Below are 17,633 nucleotides of genomic sequence, written 5' to 3'. Positions count from 1 at the left end.
GGGAGGTGCTGGGCGTACGGGTGGTACGGGTGGAGCAGGTGGAACCTGCGGCCGCGGGATGTGGTGCTGTGGGGATCCGTGCGGCGGTTGCGGGGAAGAGTCCCACCGCAAGTGGCTGGTTGTCAGGCACCGTTCAACGAATTGGCCGGAAACCGTCCGTTGCGCGAAATCGGTGTTCGGATGCCGGACGGCCCGTGATCGGCCGCGCGAGCCGTTCCCGCCCGTTCAAACCTGCGAAAACCGCTGGAACAGCAGCTCATAGCCGTCCGGATCCCGTCCCGGGGAGATCCTGCCCCGGGGCGCGTCCGCGGGCCCCGGGGCATACCGGCGCTCGCTGCGCCCCGGGGCGTGCGGCACCGCGGGCGGACACCCCCGCGCCGGGCGCCGGTCAGCCGGCCGTCCCCCGGCCGTGCCAGGAGTGCCAGAGCGCGGCGTAGGCGCCGTCCGCCGCCACCAGCTCGTCGTGCGTGCCGAGTTCGGTCAGCCGGCCGCCCTCCATGACGGCCACCCGGTCCGCATCGTGCGCGGTGTGCAGACGGTGCGCGATGGCGATGACCGTACGGTCCCGCAGGACGGCGGCCAGGGCGCGCTCCGTGTGCCGCGCCGTACGGGGGTCGAGCAGCGCCGTCGCCTCGTCCAGGATCAGAGTGTGCGGATCTGCCAGCACCACCCGGGCCAGGGCCAGTTGCTGGGACTGTGCGCCGTCGGGACGGTGGCCGCCGGCGCCCAGTTCGGTGTCCAGGCCGGCCGGCAGCTCCTCGGCCCATTCGGCGCCCACGGCGGCCAGCGCGGCGCGCAGTGTGGCGTCCGCGGCACCGGGTGCGGCGATGTGCAGATTGTCCCGGAGGGTGCCCAGGAACACATGGTGCTCCTGCGTCACGAGGACGACCTGCCGGCGCAGCACCTCCGGGTCCAGCGCGGCGATCGGCACCCGTCCGACCGTCACCGAGCCGCTGCGCGGCGCATCGATACCGGCCAGCAGCCGCCCCAGGGTGGACTTGCCGGCTCCCGAGGGGCCGACCACGGCGAGGCGTTCGCCGGGGCGGACGGTCAGGTCCACGCCGTGCAGGACGTCGCGGGGCGTGGTGTGCGGGCCGTTGTCCCCGGTGGCGTAGGCGTAGTGCACGGCGGTGACGTCGATGCGGTCGTCGGCGGGTGCGGGGGATGCGGTGGTGGTGGAGGAGGGCTCCGGGGAGGGGTGGGGCAGGCGGGCCGCGGGGGCGGTGCCGGCCCCGGGCGCCCGGCCCAGGCCCTCGACGCGGGCGAAGGCGGCGCCGCTGCTCTGCAGTTGTTCGAGCCACCACAGGATCGTCTCCAGCGGCTCGGACAGCTGCCGCAGATACAGCGCGGCGGAGACGACCACGCCCAGGCTGACGGCGCCGTGCCCGTGCAGCGCCCCGCCCACCAGCAGGACGCCGACCACCGGGAGGACGTACGAGACATCCACGGCGGGCAGCAGCACGCTGCGCAGGAACAGGGTGCGGGTGCGGGTGCGCCGGCAGCGCTCGACGGCCTGCTCGCACGCCGCCCGCCGGCGCTCCCCGAGCCCCAGGGCCTCGACGGTCCGGGCGCCCGCGGCGGTGGCCGACAGCAGTTCGGCGAGCGCGGAGGTCGCCGCCCCCTCCGCCAGATACGCGGTGTGTGCCCGGCGCAGATACCACCGGACCGCGACCAGACCGCACAGCAGCCCCAGCCCGCACGCGCCGAGCAGCGGATCGAGCACGACCACCGCACCGAGCAGGAACAGCGCCTGCACCGCGGCGACGCCCACCTCCGGTGCGGCGTCCCGCAGCGTCTCGGCGACCGCCGTGACATCGGAGGTGCCGCGGGCCGTCAGATCGCCGGTGCCCGCCCGCTCCACCGTTGCGGCGGGCAGGGCGAGCGCCCGGTCGACGTACTGCTCCCGGATCCGTGCCACGGTGCGCTCGCCGAAGCGGTACCCGACGAACCGGGCGTAGCGCGCCAGCAGCAGCTGCGCCACCGCGCACACCAGGATGACCAGCGCCAGCCGGTCGACCGTGCCCACCCCGCCGCCGTCCCGCACCGTGTCCACGATCCGGCCGAGCAGCCACGGGCCGGCCAGGCCCGCGCCCGCGGCCAGGGCGTTGAGCGCGAGCATCAGGGCGAAGGCCCGGCCGTCGCGCCGGATCAGCCGGAGTGCCGCCCGCCGGGTCGTGGCCGGATCGGCCACCGGCAGCGCGGCACCGTCCGGCGGTGCCGCGTCGTCCGGCGGCACGGCGCCGGCCCCGCCGGCCCGGTCGGGGGTCGCCGTCATCGCGTGCCCTCCTCGGTCACGGGCGCCTCGGCCGCGCCCACGGGGCGGCGGCCGGTGCCGGCGCCTTTCTCGTCCTCGTCCTCGCCGCGGGAGACCAGGCGGCGGTATCCGGGCTGCTCGTCCAGGAGTTCACGATGACCGCCGACGGCCGCGACCGTGCCGTCGACGAGGAAGTACACGCGGTCGGCCCGGTCGAGCAGCAGCGGCGAGGTGCTGGTGACCACCGTCGTACGGCCCGCACGGGCGGCGTGCAGCCGGGCCGCGATGCCCGCCTCGGTGTGCGCGTCGACCGCCGAGGTCGGCTCGACGGCGAGCAGCACCTCGGGGTCGGCGAGCAACGCCCGCACCAGGCGCAGCCGTTGCCGCTGCCCGCCGGAGAGATTGCGGCCCTGCGCCTCGACCGGCGCGTCGAGCCCGCCCGGCAGACCGCGGACGATGTCCTCGGCCAGGGCCGTGCGGACGGCGTCGTCGATCGCCTCCTCGCTCGGGTCCCGCCGCCCGCCGACCACCTCGCGCAGTGTCCCGGCGAAGAGGTCCGCCTCGTTGTCCGCCACCAGGAGCCGGTCACGGAGCCGGGCCGGCGCGATCTCGTCGAGCCGTACCCCGCCCCAGGTCGCGGCCGAATCCGCGAACCGGCCGAGGCGGTCGACCACGGCGGCCGATTCGGCCGGCCGGGCGGCGACCAGCGCGGTCAGCTGCCCCGGCACCACCTCGACGCCCGACGCCGGATCGTGCAGCACGGACGCGACGACGGGAGCCTCCCGGTCCGCGCCGGCCTTCCCCGCCCGGTCCGCGCCGGCCTTCCCCGCCCGGTCCGCGCCGGCCGGTTCCAGCGCCAGGAACCGGACGACCCGCCGGGCCGCGACCAGTCCACGGGTGAGGTCGTAGCCGCCCTCGATGAAGAACGACACCGGTACCACCAGCGCCGCGGCATAGCCGTAGACCGCCACCAACTCGCCCACGGTGAGGGTCCCCTGGGCCGCCATCCGCGCCGCCGGCCAGGTCACCGCGGCCAGGAACAGCGTCGGCAGACCGATCCCGAGCGCCTGCACCCAGCTCGTCACGGCGCCGACCCGGTACCCCTCGCCGCGCAGCGCCTGCGAGGCGTGCCGGTAGCGGTCGGCGAACACCGCCTTCCCGCCGAGGCCGTTGAGCACCCGCAGCCCGCCGACCAGATCCGTCAGCCGCGCCGCCAGCCCGCTCTGCCGCTCGCGGTAGCGCGTCTGCGCCCCCTGCAACCGCCCCAGCAGCGGCCCCACCAGCACCGCGAGCACGGGCACGCCCAGCAGCACCACTCCGGCCAGCAGCGGTGAGACGTCCAGCAGCAGGAGGGCGACGACCGCGTACGCCAGCACCCCGCCGACGCCGGGCCCGGTCATCGTCAGCGTCTTGCTGATCACCACGACATCGCCGATCCCGATCGTGACCACCTCCCCGGCCGTCACCTTGCCGGGCAGCGCCGCCCCCAGCCGCACCGTCTGCGCCACCAGCGCCCGCACCGTGCGGAAGGTGGCGTCCATCCGGATACGGGTCATGGTGCGGTGCCGCATGACCGCCAGCCAGGCGTTCAGCACCCCGACCCCGAGCAGCACCGCCGTCCAGCCGAGCAGCACCGGCATCCGGCCCGGTGCCAGTCCGTCGTCGATGGCCCGCGACAGCACATAGGGCGGCAGCATCATCCCCACCATCCACAGACTCCCGTACGTGGCACCCGCCGCCACCCGCCCCCGCTGGCTGACCACCAGCCACCACAGATACCGCCCGGCACTGCGGGGGCCCGGAACCTCCCGGCCACCGCTCCCCGAATCCGTCACGCCGTCCGCCCCCTCGTCATGCCGTCCGCCCCTCGCCATGCCGTCCGCCCTGTGGTCATGCCGTCCGTCCCCCTCATGTTGTCCTCCCCCGCGCCGACTTCGCCGGTCGGGTCCGCGGCCTCGTGGGCACCGGCCCGGACGAACCATGGTCATCCGGGTGCCGTGCGCCATGTGCCGGTGCGGGGATATCGAGACGTCCGGACGGGAGCGACGGCGCGCGAGAGTCCGTGGGCCGCCCCTCCGTCCGGCTGCCCCGGCTGCCCCACGCTGCTCCGGCTACCCCACGCTGTCCCGCCACGCCTGATGGAGGTCGGCGAAACGGCCCCGGTCCGCGAGGAGGTCCTTCGGGGGGCCGTCCTCGACGATCCGGCCGTCGGCCATGACCAGGACCCGGTCGGCGATCTCGACGGTCGAGAGGCGATGGGCGATCACCAGGGCCGTACGGCCCCGCAGCACCGTGGCCATGGCGCGCTGCACCGCGCGTTCGCCGGGGATGTCCAGCGAACTGGTGGCCTCGTCGAGGATGAGGACGGCGGGGTCCGCGAGCAGGGCGCGGGCGAAGCCGACCAGTTGGCGCTGGCCGGCCGAGATGCGGCCGCCGCGCTTGCGGACGTCGGTGTCGTAGCCGTCCGGCAGAGCGGTGATGAAGCCATGGGCGCCGATGGCCTTCGCGGCGCGTTCGATCTCCTCGCGGGTGGCGTCCGGGCGGCCGAGGGCGATGTTGTCGGCGACCGTGCCGGAGAACAGGAACGCCTCCTGGGTGACCATGACGACGCCGCGGCGCAGGGTGGTGGTGGACAGCGACCGCAGATCGACGCCGTCGAGCAGCACCTGGCCCTCGGTGGGGTCGTAGAAGCGGGCCAGCAGCTTGGCGAGGGTGGACTTGCCGGCGCCCGTGGCACCCACCACGGCGACGGTCGCACCCGCCGCGAGGGTCAGACCGAAGCGGGGCAGCACCTCGCTGCCGGTGCGGTAGGCGAAGCGGACGTCATGGAAGGCGACCTCGCGGCCCGGCCGGGACGCGGCGACGGCCGGCAGCGCGACGGGTGCGTCCGGTTCCGGGACGCCGGGGCGCAGGGCCAGCAGCCCGGCGATCTTCTGGAGCGAAGCGGCCGCGGACTCATAGGCGTTGAGGAACATCCCGAGCCGGTCGATGGGGTCGTACAGCCGCCGCAGATAGAGCACCCCGGCGGCCAGCACGCCGAGCGCCAGGCCTCCCGTGGCCACGCGGTAGGCGCCCCACAGGACGATCGCGGCGACCGCGGTATTGGCCACCAGCCGGGAGAGGACGACATAGCGCGCCATCTCCAGGGCGGTGTCGCCGTTGATCCGGGCATGGGCGTGGTTCAGCCGGGCGAACGCGGCGTCGTTCGGCCGCTCGCGGCGGAACGCCTGCACCGGGCGGATGCCGTTGAGGGTCTCGGTGAACTTCACGATGACGCCCGCCATCGCCGTGGACTTCGCGCTGTAGACCCGGTGCGCACGGCGCCGGAAGGAGCGTACGAGGAGGGCGAGCGGACCGGCGGAGGCGAGGGCGGCCGCGCCGAGCCCCCAGTCCAGCCAGACCAGGATGACGGTGATGTAGACCGTCGCGAGCACGATCGTGATCAGCTCCTGCAGCCCCTCCTCGAGGAGTTCGCGCAGCGACTCGACGTCCGTGGTGGCGCGGGAGATCAGCCGGCCGGACGTGTAGCGCTCGTGGAAGTCCAGGCTCAGCGCCTGCGCATGCCGGAAGATCCGGCCGCGGAGGTCGAGCAGCACATCCTGGCTGACGCGCGCGGAGAGCTGGATGAAGCCGAACTGCAGCCCGCCGGACGCGACCGCGCACAGCACCGCCGCGACTGCCACGGCGATCAGCGGCCCGTGATCACCCGCGCGCAGCGCCGGCACCGCGCGGTCGAGGGCGTAGGCGACCAGCAGCGGACCGGCCTGCACGGCGGCCTGCTGGAGCAGCAGCGCCACGGCCACCGCCGCGACCCGGCGCCGGTGGGGGGCCAGCAGCGAACCCAGCAGGGTGCGCGAGGCCCCCTTGGGGGTGGGGAGGGTGTCGTGGGCGAAGGCGTCGGTGGCGGGGGAGTCCTCGGGCTGTGGGGGAGGCGGCGGGGAAGAGGGCCGTTGCTCCGGGCCGGGGCGGTCGCCGGGCCCGTCGGACGGGAGGCCGGTCGTGGTCGTGGTCATCGGGCGCCCTCTCCTTCGCCGGACATCAGGGTGGCGTACTCGCGGTTGTCCCGCAGGAGTTGGTGGTGGGTGCCGACGGCGGCGATCCGGCCGCCGGACAGCAGCGCCACCCGGTCGGCGAGCAGGACCGTGGACGGCCGGTGGGCGACGACCAGGGCGGTGGTGGTGGAGAGGACCCGGCGCAGCGCCGCCTCCACCAGGGCCTCGGTGTGCACGTCGAGGGCGGAGAGCGGATCGTCGAGAATCAGGAAGCGCGGCCGGCCGACCACGGCACGGGCCAGGGCGAGCCGTTGCCGCTGCCCGCCGGACAGGCTCAGCCCCTGCTCACCGACCTGGGTGGCACTGCCGTCGGGGAGGGCGTCGACGAATCCCTCGGCCTGTGCCACCGCCAAGGCCCGCCGCAGATCGTCGTCCTGGGCATCCTCGTCGCCCATCAGCACGTTCTCCGCGGCGGTCGCCGAGAAGAGCGTCGGCTCCTCGAAGGCCACCGCGACCAGCGCACGGGCCTCGTCCCGGCTGAGCGTCGCCAGATCGCGTCCGTCCAGGACGATCCGGCCCGCGGTCGGGTCGTACAGCCTCGGCACCAGTGCCGTGAGCGTGGTCTTCCCGCTGCCCGTCGCCCCGACCAGCGCCATCGTCTCGCCGGGCCGGATGTGCAGGGTGATGTCCTGGAGGAGGGGCGGGGTGTCGGGCGGCGCATCGGGGTAGCGGAACGCGACGCCGGAGAAGACCAGCCCGCCGGTGCCGGGCGCGGCCGGCGTGTCCTGCCCCGCGGCCGTCGTCCGGTCCGGAGGCGGTGCGGCCGTCGCCGCCGTGCCCGCCGCCGTCTCGTCCACCGCCGGCTCGTCCATGACCTCGAAGTACCGGTCCGTGGCCGATGCCGCCTCGTTGGCCATGGCCAGCAGGAAGCCGATCGACTCCACCGGCCAGCGCAGCGCCAGCGCCGTCGACAGGAAGGCGACGAGAGTGCCCGCGGACAGCACGCCCTCGGTCACCTGGAGCGTGCCGAGCACCAGGCCGGCGCCGATCGCGATCTCCGGAAGCGTGGTGATGAAGCCCAGGATCCAGGCCAGCAGCCGCGCCTTGCGGAGTTCGGACGTCCGCAGCGCGTGCGTCAGCTGCCGGAAGGCGCGGGCCTGGCTGCGGTGGCGGCCGAAACCCTTGATGATGCGGATGCCGAGCACCGACTCCTCGACCACCGTGGTCAGATCGCCGAGCTGGTCCTGGGTCCGGCGCGCGGCGCGCCCGTACTTCGCCTCGAAGACGGAGCACAGCACCATCAGCGGCAGCACCGGCGCCAGCAGCACCAGCCCCAGTGACCAGCGCTGGGCCAGCAGGAGCACCGCGCCCACCAGGATGGTCGTGGCGTTGACCAGCAGAAAGGTCAGGGGGAAGGCGAGGAACAGACGCACCAGCTGCAGGTCGGTCGTGCCGCGCGACAACAACTGGCCCGATGGCCAGCGGTCGTGGAAGGAGACCGGGAGCCGCTGCAGATGGCGGTACAGCGCCTCGCGCATCGCCGCCTCCACCCTGGCCAGCGGACGCGCCACCAGCCGGCGCCGCAGCCCGAACAGCAATGCCTCCGCGACACCGAGCAGCAGGAGATACGCGCCGCCGAGCCACACCCCGCCCGGATCGCGCGCGGCCACCGGCCCGTCCACCAGCCACTTGAGCACCAGCGGAATGACCAGGCTGACGCACGAGGCGAGCACCGCCACGCACGCGGCGATGAGCAGGCGCGCCCGCACGGGCCGCGCGAACGGCCACAGGCGCAACAGCGACCGCACGGCGGAGTGCTGAGGCTGGGGTAAGTCGGTCCGGTCGGTCGGGGGCGAGGTCTGCGCGGTATCGGCCATCACTCGCGAGCGTAGGGCGCGGCACTGACAATGCTCATGTGGTTTTCCCCGGCCGGCGGCCACGCTCGCCGTTTCGAGCCGCGTAGGCGGCCGGCCGGGCCGCGGGGCCGGCCGCCGAACCGTCCCCCCCCGTCCCCGCCCCGCCGCCCGCCTCAGCCGGGCACCGCCCGGAACAGCACCACCGACCGCGCGGCGAGCGTGAACGTGCCGCCCGCCGCGTACGGCGGTTCGGCCGCCCCCGGCTGGTCCTCGCGCGCCGTGTCGACGAGGAGTTCGTAGGCGCCGGCCCAGGGCGGCCCGGGGAGGGTGAACGCGCGGGGCCGGTCGGCGGCGTGCAGCACGGCCAGGAAGCTGTCGTCGACGATGCGGATGCCCCGGTCGTCGCGTTGGGAGATGTCGTTCCCGGAGAGGTACATGCCCAGCGTGGCCCCCGGGGTGTACCAGTCCTGTTCGGTCATCTCCGTGCCGTCCGCGGTGAACCACGCGAGATCGCGCAGCCCGCCCTGATGATGCGGCCGGCCGGAGAAGAACGCCCGGCGGCGCAGCACGGGGTGCGCGCGGCGCAGGGCGATGAGGCGGGCGGCGAGGCCGGCCAGCGGGCGCCATTCCGGGTCGTCCAGCAGCGACCAGTCCAGCCAACTGGTCTCGTTGTCCTGGCAGTAGGCGTTGTTGTTGCCGTGCTGGGTGCGGCCCATCTCGTCACCGGCGACCAGCATCGGCACGCCCGTCGACAGCAGCAGGGTGGTCAGGAGGTTGCGCAGCTGGCGGCGGCGCAGCGCGCGGACCTCCCCGTCGTCGGTCTCGCCCTCGGCGCCGCAGTTCCAGGACCGGTTGTCGTGCGTGCCGTCGCGGTTGCCCTCCCCGTTGTCCGCGTTGCGTTTGTGCTCGTAGCTGACCAGGTCGCGGAGGGTGAAGCCGTCGTGCGCGGTGATGAAGTTGACCGAGGCGTACGGGCGGCGGCCGCCCCAGGCGTAGAGGTCGCTCGACCCGGAGAGCCGGTAGCCCAGGTCGCGCACGTCGTGCTGGGCGCCGCGCCAGAAGTCGCGGACGGTGTCGCGGTAGCGGTCGTTCCACTCCGTCCACAACGGGGGGAAGGCGCCGACCTGATAGCCGCCGGAGCCCACGTCCCAGGGCTCGGCGATCAGCTTGACCCGGCGCAGCACCGGGTCCTGGGCGATCACCGCGAGGAACGGCGAGAGCATGTCGACGTCGTGCATGGAGCGGGCCAGCGCGGCCGCCAGATCGAAGCGGAAGCCGTCCACGCCCATCTCGGTGACCCAGTAGCGCAGCGAATCGGTGATCAGCCGCAGGACATGGGGCTGGACGACGTGCAGGGTGTTGCCGCACCCGGTGTAGTCGGTGTAGCGGCGGGCCTCGCCCGCCAGGCGGTAGTAGCCGCGGTTGTCGATGCCCCGCAGGGAGAGCGTCGGGCCCAGCTCACCGGCCTCCGCGGTGTGGTTGTAGACGACGTCGAGGATCACCTCGATGCCCGCGTCGTGCAGCGCCCGCACCATCCGCTTGAACTCGCCGACCTGCTGCCCCCGGGTGCCGGTGGCGGCGTATCCGGCGTGTGGCGCGAAGTAGCCGAGGGAGTTGTAGCCCCAGTAGTTGCGCAGCCCCCGGCGCACCAGGTGGTCCTCGTGCGCGAACTGGTGGACGGGCAGCAGTTCGACGGCGGTGACGCCGAGCCGGACGAGATGCTCCAGCGCGGCGGGGTGCGCGAGCCCCGCATAGGTGCCGCGCAGCCGCTCCGGGATACCGGGGTGGCGCATCGTGAAGCCGCGCACATGCAGTTCGTAGAGCACGGAATCCGGCCAGGGCGTCTTGGGCCGGCGGTCGTCCTGCCATTCGTCGACGCCGCCCTCGTCCCCGGTGTCCTCCCCGACCACGACGCCCTTGGGGACGTACGGCGCCGAGTCCCGGTCGTCGCGCACGGTGTCGGCGGCCTGCTGCTGCGGCCAGTCACGGACGTGGCCGTAGAGCTGGGCCGGCAGCGCGGAGCCTGCGCCGGACGGTTCCGTACGCGTGCCGAAGTCGCCGTCCACGGCCCTGGCGTACGGGTCCAGCAGCAGCTTCGCCGGATTCCAGCGGGCGCCGGTCCAGGGGTCCCAGCGGCCGTGCACCCGGTAGCCGTAGCGCTGGCCGGGGTGGATACCGGGCAGAAAGCCGTGCCAGATCTCATGGGTGAGCTCGGTCAGCGCATGGCGCGTCTCGCGCTCCGCGTCGTCGAAGAGACACAGTTCCACGGCCTCGGCGCCGCCCGCCCACAGGGCGAAGTTGGTGCCGGCGATGCCATCGGGGCCGGTGCGGTACCGGGCCCCCAGGGGTGTGGGGCTGCCGGGGCGGATGTCCGCGGGTGGGGCGACTGGCTCATCCGCCACCGCCTCCTGCTCGGGTGCGCTCGACACGTGCCGGCCTCCTGCGGCTCATGGCTCGGTCGGGCGGTGGTTCCCCCGGCACGGGGTACCTCCCAGCGTCCACTGGGGAGTCCGGCCGTGCAGGTGTCCCCCCGCCCTCCCCGTTGTTCTTCCCGCAACCGGGCGTTGCCTCACGCTTCCCGTGGGGAGGGCTCGTTGTTCCACCCCGTGCTGTCCGTGACATTCCCTTACGCGGCATACCTCCTAACCCGGGCATGATCCGTCACAATTCGGTATATGACCGCCCATCAGCAGAGCCGAGCAGGGGACCGAGCGACGAGCCGTACGGGAATCCGGGTGCGGGGCCGGGTGCGGGCGGGTCGCGGGACGGCGGTGCGGGCGGCCCGCGTCGTCCTCGCCGCCGTGGCCGGACTCACCGGGGCGGTGGCACTGGCCGGCTGCCGGGACGCGGAGGTCTTCGTCGGCGGCACACCGCGCTCCCCGGAGCAGACGATCAGGGTCGTCCCGCACAACGGCGCGCACGGCGTACGGGCCGACGGGCGGTTCGAGGTCCGGGTGCCCGAGGGGCGGCTGGAGCGGGTCGAGGTCAGCCGGACCGGGGGCGCCGGCCGGCAGCCCGTCGCCGGGCGGATCTCCCCGGACGGCATGATCTGGCGGCCTGCGCAGGGGCGCCTGCAACTCGGCGCGAAGTACACCGTCGACGCGGTCGCGCTGGACGGCGCGGGCCACCGCTCGGCCCGCCGCACCTCGTTCACCACCTCCGTGCCCACCCGCCGCTTCACCGGCCACTTCTCGCCCCAGGGCGATGCCACGGTCGGCACCGGCCTGATCTTCTCGCTGGTCTTCAACCGGCCGGCCGTCGACCGCGCGGCCGTCGAACGCGCCGTCAGGGTGAGCGCCCGGCCCGCCGTCGAGATCGCCGCCCACTGGTTCGGCCACCGCCGCCTGGACTTCCGGCCCCGTGCGCGCTGGCGTCCGGGCACCAGGATCACCGTGGATCTGCGGCTGCGCGGGGTGAAGGCCGGACCGGGCGCCTACGGGACGCAGCGCCGGACCGTCCACTACCGGGTGGGCCGGGACCAGGTCAGCGTCATCGATGCCGCCCGGCACACCATGACGGTGCGCCAGAACGGCCGGGTGGTGGCGGTGCTGCCGGTCACCGCCGGCGACGACGAGAACCCCACCTACAACGGGACGATGGTGATCCTGGAGCGGCATTCGATGACGCGGATGGACGGCGACACCGTCGGCTTCGGTGGCGAGTACGACATCCCGGACGTCCCGCACGCCATGCGTCTGACCCGGTCCGGGACCTTCCTCCACGGCAACTACTGGGCGCCGCCCCAGGTCTTCGGCGGCCTCAACACCAGCCACGGCTGCGTCGGGCTGAAGGACATCAAGGGCGGCGGCCCCCACACCCCGGCCGGCTGGTTCTTCGGCCACTCGATCGTCGGCGACACCGTCGTGGTGGTCCACTCCCCGGAGCGGATGGTCGCGCCGGACAACGGCCTCGGCGGCTGGAACATGCCGTGGGAGCTGTGGCGGGCCGGGTCCGCGCTGCGCTGACCGGCGCCCGTCCGCCCCCTGCCTCCGCACCACCCCCGCACTTGGGACTAAACGGTGACGTTCACGGGGAGTTCACTGTCACCGCGGTGTGGTTATCTAACGGCAAGCGCGCGGCTGTCCGCGTCCGTGCGCGGGGGATCGCGGGCCGTGCGAGGGGAAAAGGGGCCAGTCGTGAACGTCCAGCCGAACTCGGGGGTGCCGGCTCGTCGGCGCCGGTGGCCGCACGGGAGCGGGGGCCCGCTGGCCCTGCTGCTCGGCGCGATGCTGCTGCTGGTGACCGCATGCGGCGGTGACGGCGATGACGACAAACCGGCCGGCAAGGCGGGCGGGGACAAGGACGCCTCGCAGGCGGCCGTGACGATAGCGCCCAAGGACGGTGCGCACGACGTCGCCACCAGCGGCGCGCTGAAGGTCACCGCCCAGAAGGGCCGGCTCAAGTCCGTCAAGGTCAAGGACGGCAAGGGCAACGAGGTCGACGGGAAGATAGCGGGCAGTGGTGCCCTGTGGCAGCCGAGCGGCCATCTGGGCGCCTCGACGGAGTACACCGTCGACGCCATAGCGGTGGACGGCAAGGGCCGGGAGGCGGCCGAGCACTCCAGCTTCACCACCCTCGTCCCCAAGAACACCTTCATCGGCCAGTACAGCCCCGAGAACGGCCAGCAGGTCGGCGTCGGGATGCCGGTCTCGGTCCACTTCACCCGCGGCATCACCGACCCCAAGGCCGTCGAGGACGCCATCAAGGTCAGCGCGAAGCCGTCGGTGCCGATCGAGGGCCACTGGTTCGGCAACGACCGGCTCGACTTCCGCCCCGAGAAGTACTGGGCGGCCGGCACCAAGGTCACCCTCAAGCTCGACCTCAACGGCGTCGAGGGGCGCCCCGGTGTCTACGGCACCCAGGCCAAGGAGGTCTCCTTCACCGTCGGCCGCAGCCAGGTCAGCACGGTCGACGCCGAGTCGAAGAAGATGACCGTGGTCCGCGACGGCAAGAAGATCAAGACCATCCCGATCACCTCGGGCGCGCCGGGCACCGAGACGTACAACGGCAAGATGGTGATCAGCGAGAAGCACCTCGTGACGCGGATGAACGGTGACACCGTCGGCTTCGGCGGGGAGTACGACATCAAGGACGTCCCGCACGCCATGCGGCTGAGCACCTCCGGCACGTTCATCCACGGCAACTACTGGTCGGGCAGCGCCACCTTCGGCAACCGCAACGCCAGCCATGGCTGTGTGGGCCTCTTCGACCAGCGGGGCGGCGGCGACGGCTCCACCCCGGCGGCGTGGTTCTTCCGCAACTCCGTGATCGGCGATGTGGTCGTCGTCAAGAACTCCCACGACGAAACGATCCAGCCGGACAACGGCTTCAGCGACTGGAACCTCTCCTGGGAGAAGTGGAAGGCCGCCCAGTAGGAACGCTCGCCCTGCAGGACGGCCGGAAGGCGACCGGGCCCGGTGCACTGTGACGGAGTGCACCGGGCCCGATGCCGTTAACGCGTACTAACCTTCCCGCATGACTGTGAATCTCGAGGTCGCCGACGGCGTCGGCACCATCCGCCTGGACCGTCCGCCGATGAACGCACTGGACATCGCCACCCAGGACCGGCTGCGCGAGCTGGCCGAGGAGGTCACCCGCCGCGACGATGTGCGTGCGGTCGTCGTGTGGGGCGGCGAGAAGGTGTTCGCGGCCGGCGCGGACATCAAGGAGATGCAGGCCATGGACCACCCGGCCATGGTCGTGCGCTCCAAGGCCCTGCAGGACTCCTTCACCGCCGTGGCCCGGATCCCCAAGCCGGTGGTGGCCGCGATCACCGGCTATGCGCTCGGCGGGGGCTGCGAGTTGGCGCTCTGCGCCGACTTCCGGATCGCCGGCGACAACGCCAAGCTCGGCCAGCCGGAGATCCTGCTGGGCCTGATCCCCGGGGCCGGCGGCACCCAGCGGCTGGCGCGGCTGGTGGGCCCGTCCAAGGCCAAGGACCTGATCTTCACCGGCCGTCATGTGAAGGCCGACGAGGCGCTCGCCCTCGGCCTGGTCGACCGGGTGGTGCCGGCCGCGGAGGTCTACGAGCAGGCGCACGCCTGGGCGGCGCGGCTGGCCGCCGGCCCCGCGCTGGCGCTGCGGGCCGCCAAGGAGTCCGTCGACGGGGGTCTGGAGACCGACATCGACACCGGGCTGACGATCGAACGCAACTGGTTCGCGGGGCTGTTCGCGACCGAGGACCGGGAGACCGGCATGCGCAGCTTCGTGGAGGAAGGGCCGGGCAAGGCCAAGTTCCTCTGAAACGACTGTTGTTGGCGGTACGCCTGAGGTTTGGGACGGGTGCAATGCCCCGTGTGGGCGAACCGAGGAAGGCTTAATTGCACCTTAAGGCAACCTTGTTGATGTGCCCGGCGGTTCCCTTGCGCGCCGGGCGTCGTCCCAGGTCAGCGAGGAAATCCCGGAACCTTAACTGCCGTTGGCATATGTCTCGCCGGGGGCCTGGAACCGACGATTCCGGACAATCGATTCCGTCGGTTCCACCCCCGTGGACGTCCCGCAGCGGCCATGATGGGAGGCATGGCGGGCCTCGAAGGAATGGAGCAGCCGCGGCCGCGGAGCGATCCGGCCGCCGCACGATGGGGCATCCCCGGTCCGGACCCGGACACCGCACCGGCACCCTGCGCACCCGTCTTCGCGGCACTCGACCCGGTCGGTGAACCGGCCCTCGGTGAGGTCCGGCTGCCCTCGCGCCCCCAGTCCGCCGGCATCGCCCGCCGGCTGACCGCCGCCGTACTCCTCAAGCAGTGGTCCCTCACGCCCCAGCTCGCCGAGCACGCCGTGCTGCTGGTCTCCGAGCTCGTCGGCAACGCCGTACGGCACACCGGCGCGCGCACCTTCGGGCTGCGGATGCTCCGCCGCCGCGGCTGGATCCGGATCGAGGTGCGCGACCCGTCCCGCGGCCTGCCCTGTCTCATGCCGGTCCAGGAGATGGACACCAGCGGCCGCGGCCTCTTCCTCGTCGACAAGCTCTCCGACCGCTGGGGCGTGGATCTGCTGCCGCGCGGCAAGACGACCTGGTTCGAGATGCGGATCGCCGACCGCTGACAGGCGGATCTCCCCCGCCCGCTCCGGCCCCCTGAACCCCGACGGCGCTGCGGACCGGTCGGTGCTCCGCTCGCGCCGTGACGATCCGTAGGATGGGATGTTCATGCCCGCGCCAGGTACGGAGAGGAGGGAACATGCACCACGTGCGCCGGTCGGCCACGCTGACGCTGCTGCTCCTCCTCGCCGTCACCTTCGGGCCGCTGCTGTGCCGCATCGGCGGCGACCAGGCCTGGCAGGCGGGCCGGGCGGCGACGGCCGCGGCGGCATGGCGGACCGACGGAGCGACAGCGGCCGCCCCGGCAGCCGTCACCCGGGCGGACCGGAACGCACCGGCACACCCGGCTGCCGGCAACGGCCCGCGGCTCGATCCCGACGCCCCGGTCGCCGTGGTCCATGCGCCCAAGCGCTGCTCGGACCGGCACGCCCCGGGGCCCGCCGAGTCCGCCCCGCTGCCGACGCCGCACCGCGGTGAACCCCTCGCCCCCGCCACCACCGGCCCGGGGCCGCTCGCCGCGGATCTCCCCGCGCAGTTCGCGCTCGCCCGGCCACCGACCGACAGCGCACCCGCCCGCGACCGCACCGCGCTCCTGCCCGTACTGCGGATATAGGCCGCTGCCCCGACGCACACGGCCTGAATTCCCCCTCGGTACGTCTGGAGCTTCCGCATGCCCGTTTCCGCTTCCCCCACCCGCAAACTGGCCGCCATCGGCGCGGTCATCGCCCTCGTCGTGGCCGTCATCGCCATCGGGGTCGCCGTCGGCAAGTCCGTCGAGGGCGACCCCGGCACCGGCCGCACCGGCTCCCCGGAGGCCGCCGCCTCCGCCGGGAGCGAGGAGGACCCCGCACAGCAGAAGATGTTCGACGACCTCGCCAAGCAGACCAGCCGGCGCGAGGACGGCGACCCGCTGGCCGTCGGCAAGAAGGACGCCCCGGTGGTCCTGGTCGAATACGCCGACTACCAGTGCTCGTTCTGCGGCCGCTTCACCCGCGAGACCCAGCCCGACCTGATCAAGAAGTTCGTCGACAAGGGCACCCTGCGCATCGAGTTCCGCAACTTCACCGTCTTCGGCGCCGACTCCGAGCGGGCCGCCCGCGCCTCCTGGGCCGCGGGACAGCAGGGCAAGTTCTGGCAGCTCCACGACGCGCTGTACGCCAAGACCCGCAAGGGCAAGGCGCTCGCCGAGGACAAGCTCGTCGAGCTGGCCCGCACCAGCGGGGTGGACGACATCGAGAAGTTCCGTACGGACATGAAGAGCGCGGACGCCGAGAAGGCGCTGAAGAAGGACCAGGCCGAGGGGTACCAGCTCGGGGTGCAGTCCACGCCGTCCTTCCTCATCAACGGCCGGCCGGTCGCCGGCGCCCAGCCCGCCGAGGTCTTCGCGCAGGGCATCAAGGACGCCGCGGCGCGGGCGGCCGGGAACGGTCCCGCGGCCAAGGGAGCGAAGGAATGAACGACATCGGCTACCTCGCGGCGTTCCTGGGCGGGGCGCTGGCGCTGCTCAGCCCGTGCAGTGCGCTGCTGCTGCCGGCGTTCTTCGCGTACTCCCTCTCGACGCCCGGCCGGCTGGTGGCCCGTACCGGGGTGTTCTATCTGGGGCTGGCCACGACGCTGGTCCCGCTCGGCGCGGCCAGTACGGCGGCCAGCCGGCTGTTCAACGGCCACCGCGACCTGCTGATCGCCGTCGGCGGCTGGGTCGTCATCGCGATGGGGATCGCCCAGATCCTCGGCCTGGGCTTCGCCTCCCGGCGGGCCCAGGCGGCCGCCGCGCGGATCACCCCGCGGTCGGCGGTCTCCACCTTCCTGCTCGGCTGCGTCTACGGGCTCGCCGGCTTCTGCGCGGGCCCGATTCTCGGCGCGGTGCTGACGGTGACGGCGGTCAGCGGCTCACCGGTGTACGGCGCCTCGATGCTCGCCGTCTACGCGCTGGGCATGGCACTGCCGCTGTTCGTGCTGGCGCTGCTGTGGGACCGGTGCAAGCTCGGCAGCCGCGGCTGGCTGCGGGGCCGCGCCTTCACCCTCGGAAAGCTGCGGCTGCACACCACCTCGGTGCTGTCCGGGGTGTTCTTCATCGGCATCGGCGTGCTCTTCCTGCGCTTCAACGGGACCAGCGCGCTGCCCGGAATCCTCGATGCGGACGCCGAGTTCCGGGCCGAGGAATGGGCGGCGCGGATCGGGAACGCCGTACCGGACTACGCGCTGATCGCGGTGGCCGCGCTGGTCGTCGCCGCGGTGCTGGGCCGTATCGCGCTCCGGCCGGAGAAGAAGCGGCGGGACGGGGCGGAGCCGTCGCCGGACGGGGCGGAACGGCCGCGGGAGGGGGCCGATCGTCCGCGGGGTGGGGGCGAATAGCCCCGCGGAGGCGGTTCCCGTGGCGGCGGGGTGCGGGAGGGACCGGCGGGGGCGGGCCGGGCCGTCGTGAAACGCGCCGGGGGCGGGGCCGGGCCGTTTGCGGAACGGCACCGGGTTCCCGCCCTCCCGCCCCT

The 17,633-nt window shown here is 73.5% G+C and carries 12 protein-coding genes; 7 read left to right on the top strand and 5 right to left on the bottom strand.

The window, feature by feature from the left end:
- Positions 1-388: 388 nt before the first annotated feature.
- From Scani_RS03725 to glgX, 5 genes are all read right to left on the bottom strand, one after another.
- Positions 389-2,275, bottom strand: a complete 1,887-nt coding sequence (locus Scani_RS03725) for an ABC transporter ATP-binding protein (protein ID WP_159469981.1) — start codon at positions 2,273-2,275, stop codon at positions 389-391.
- Positions 2,272-4,128, bottom strand: coding sequence for an ABC transporter ATP-binding protein (locus Scani_RS03720; protein ID WP_159469979.1), 1,857 nt, complete (start codon positions 4,126-4,128; stop codon positions 2,272-2,274). Before Scani_RS03720 ends, Scani_RS03725 begins: the two co-directional genes overlap by 4 nt.
- Positions 4,129-4,365: 237 nt before the next feature.
- Positions 4,366-6,267 (bottom strand): ABC transporter ATP-binding protein, encoded by a 1,902-nt coding sequence (locus tag Scani_RS03715; RefSeq protein WP_159469977.1) that lies wholly within the window; start codon positions 6,265-6,267, stop codon positions 4,366-4,368.
- The gene (locus Scani_RS03710) at positions 6,264-8,123 is read right to left on the bottom strand and encodes an ABC transporter ATP-binding protein (RefSeq protein ID WP_159469975.1); all 1,860 of its coding nucleotides are present in this window, start codon (positions 8,121-8,123) and stop codon (positions 6,264-6,266) included. Before Scani_RS03710 ends, Scani_RS03715 begins: the two co-directional genes overlap by 4 nt.
- A gap of 152 nt (positions 8,124-8,275) precedes the next feature.
- Positions 8,276-10,531, bottom strand: a complete 2,256-nt coding sequence (glgX, locus tag Scani_RS03705) for a glycogen debranching protein GlgX (RefSeq protein WP_159469973.1) — start codon at positions 10,529-10,531, stop codon at positions 8,276-8,278.
- Between the two features lie 246 nt (positions 10,532-10,777).
- On the opposite strand from glgX, the gene Scani_RS03700 reads away from it, so the two are divergent.
- The 7 genes from Scani_RS03700 (at position 10,778) to Scani_RS03670 (ending at position 17,499) form a co-directional block, all read left to right on the top strand.
- Complete coding sequence (locus tag Scani_RS03700; protein ID WP_159469971.1) at positions 10,778-12,067, top strand: L,D-transpeptidase; 1,290 nt, start codon at positions 10,778-10,780, stop codon at positions 12,065-12,067.
- Positions 12,068-12,238: 171 nt separating this feature from the next.
- The gene (locus Scani_RS03695) at positions 12,239-13,477 is read left to right on the top strand and encodes a L,D-transpeptidase (RefSeq protein ID WP_159469969.1); all 1,239 of its coding nucleotides are present in this window, start codon (positions 12,239-12,241) and stop codon (positions 13,475-13,477) included.
- A gap of 100 nt (positions 13,478-13,577) precedes the next feature.
- The gene (locus Scani_RS03690) at positions 13,578-14,345 is read left to right on the top strand and encodes an enoyl-CoA hydratase/isomerase family protein (RefSeq protein WP_086719563.1); all 768 of its coding nucleotides are present in this window, start codon (positions 13,578-13,580) and stop codon (positions 14,343-14,345) included.
- Positions 14,346-14,609: 264 nt separating this feature from the next.
- Positions 14,610-15,149 (top strand): ATP-binding protein, encoded by a 540-nt coding sequence (locus Scani_RS03685; RefSeq protein ID WP_159469967.1) that lies wholly within the window; start codon positions 14,610-14,612, stop codon positions 15,147-15,149.
- A 134-nt stretch (positions 15,150-15,283) separates the two neighbouring features.
- Positions 15,284-15,757 carry a hypothetical protein gene (locus tag Scani_RS03680; RefSeq protein WP_159469965.1) on the top strand — a complete coding sequence of 158 codons (474 nt, stop codon included), beginning with the start codon at positions 15,284-15,286 and terminating at the stop codon, positions 15,755-15,757.
- A gap of 57 nt (positions 15,758-15,814) precedes the next feature.
- On the top strand, positions 15,815-16,600 hold the full coding sequence (locus Scani_RS03675; RefSeq protein ID WP_159469963.1) for a DsbA family protein: 786 nt from the start codon (positions 15,815-15,817) through the stop codon (positions 16,598-16,600).
- Entirely contained in the window at positions 16,597-17,499 is a 903-nt protein-coding gene (locus Scani_RS03670) for a cytochrome c biogenesis CcdA family protein (RefSeq protein ID WP_159469961.1), read from the top strand. The genes Scani_RS03675 and Scani_RS03670 overlap by 4 nt, the downstream gene beginning before the upstream one ends.
- Positions 17,500-17,633: the final 134 nt, after the last annotated feature.

The sequence above is a fragment of the Streptomyces caniferus genome, from assembly GCF_009811555.1.
Taxonomy (GTDB): Bacteria; Actinomycetota; Actinomycetes; order Streptomycetales; family Streptomycetaceae; genus Streptomyces; species Streptomyces caniferus.
This window is presented reverse-complemented; position numbering and strand designations above follow the sequence as displayed.

Bases quoted from the DNA above. Each gene is read 5' to 3' on its own strand.
- Scani_RS03725 (WP_159469981.1), bottom strand. From the start codon at position 2,275: ATGACGGCGACCCCCGACCGGGCCGGCGGGGCCGGCGCCGTGCCGCCG.
- Scani_RS03720 (WP_159469979.1), bottom strand. From the start codon at position 4,128: ATGGCGAGGGGCGGACGGCATGACGAGGGGGCGGACGGCGTGACGGAT.
- Scani_RS03715 (WP_159469977.1), bottom strand. From the start codon at position 6,267: ATGACCACGACCACGACCGGCCTCCCGTCCGACGGGCCCGGCGACCGC.
- Scani_RS03710 (WP_159469975.1), bottom strand. From the start codon at position 8,123: ATGGCCGATACCGCGCAGACCTCGCCCCCGACCGACCGGACCGACTTA.
- Scani_RS03700 (WP_159469971.1), top strand. From the start codon at position 10,778: ATGACCGCCCATCAGCAGAGCCGAGCAGGGGACCGAGCGACGAGCCGT.
- Scani_RS03690 (WP_086719563.1), top strand. From the start codon at position 13,578: ATGACTGTGAATCTCGAGGTCGCCGACGGCGTCGGCACCATCCGCCTG.
- Scani_RS03685 (WP_159469967.1), top strand. From the start codon at position 14,610: ATGATGGGAGGCATGGCGGGCCTCGAAGGAATGGAGCAGCCGCGGCCG.
- Scani_RS03680 (WP_159469965.1), top strand. From the start codon at position 15,284: ATGCACCACGTGCGCCGGTCGGCCACGCTGACGCTGCTGCTCCTCCTC.
- Scani_RS03675 (WP_159469963.1), top strand. From the start codon at position 15,815: ATGCCCGTTTCCGCTTCCCCCACCCGCAAACTGGCCGCCATCGGCGCG.
- Scani_RS03670 (WP_159469961.1), top strand. From the start codon at position 16,597: ATGAACGACATCGGCTACCTCGCGGCGTTCCTGGGCGGGGCGCTGGCG.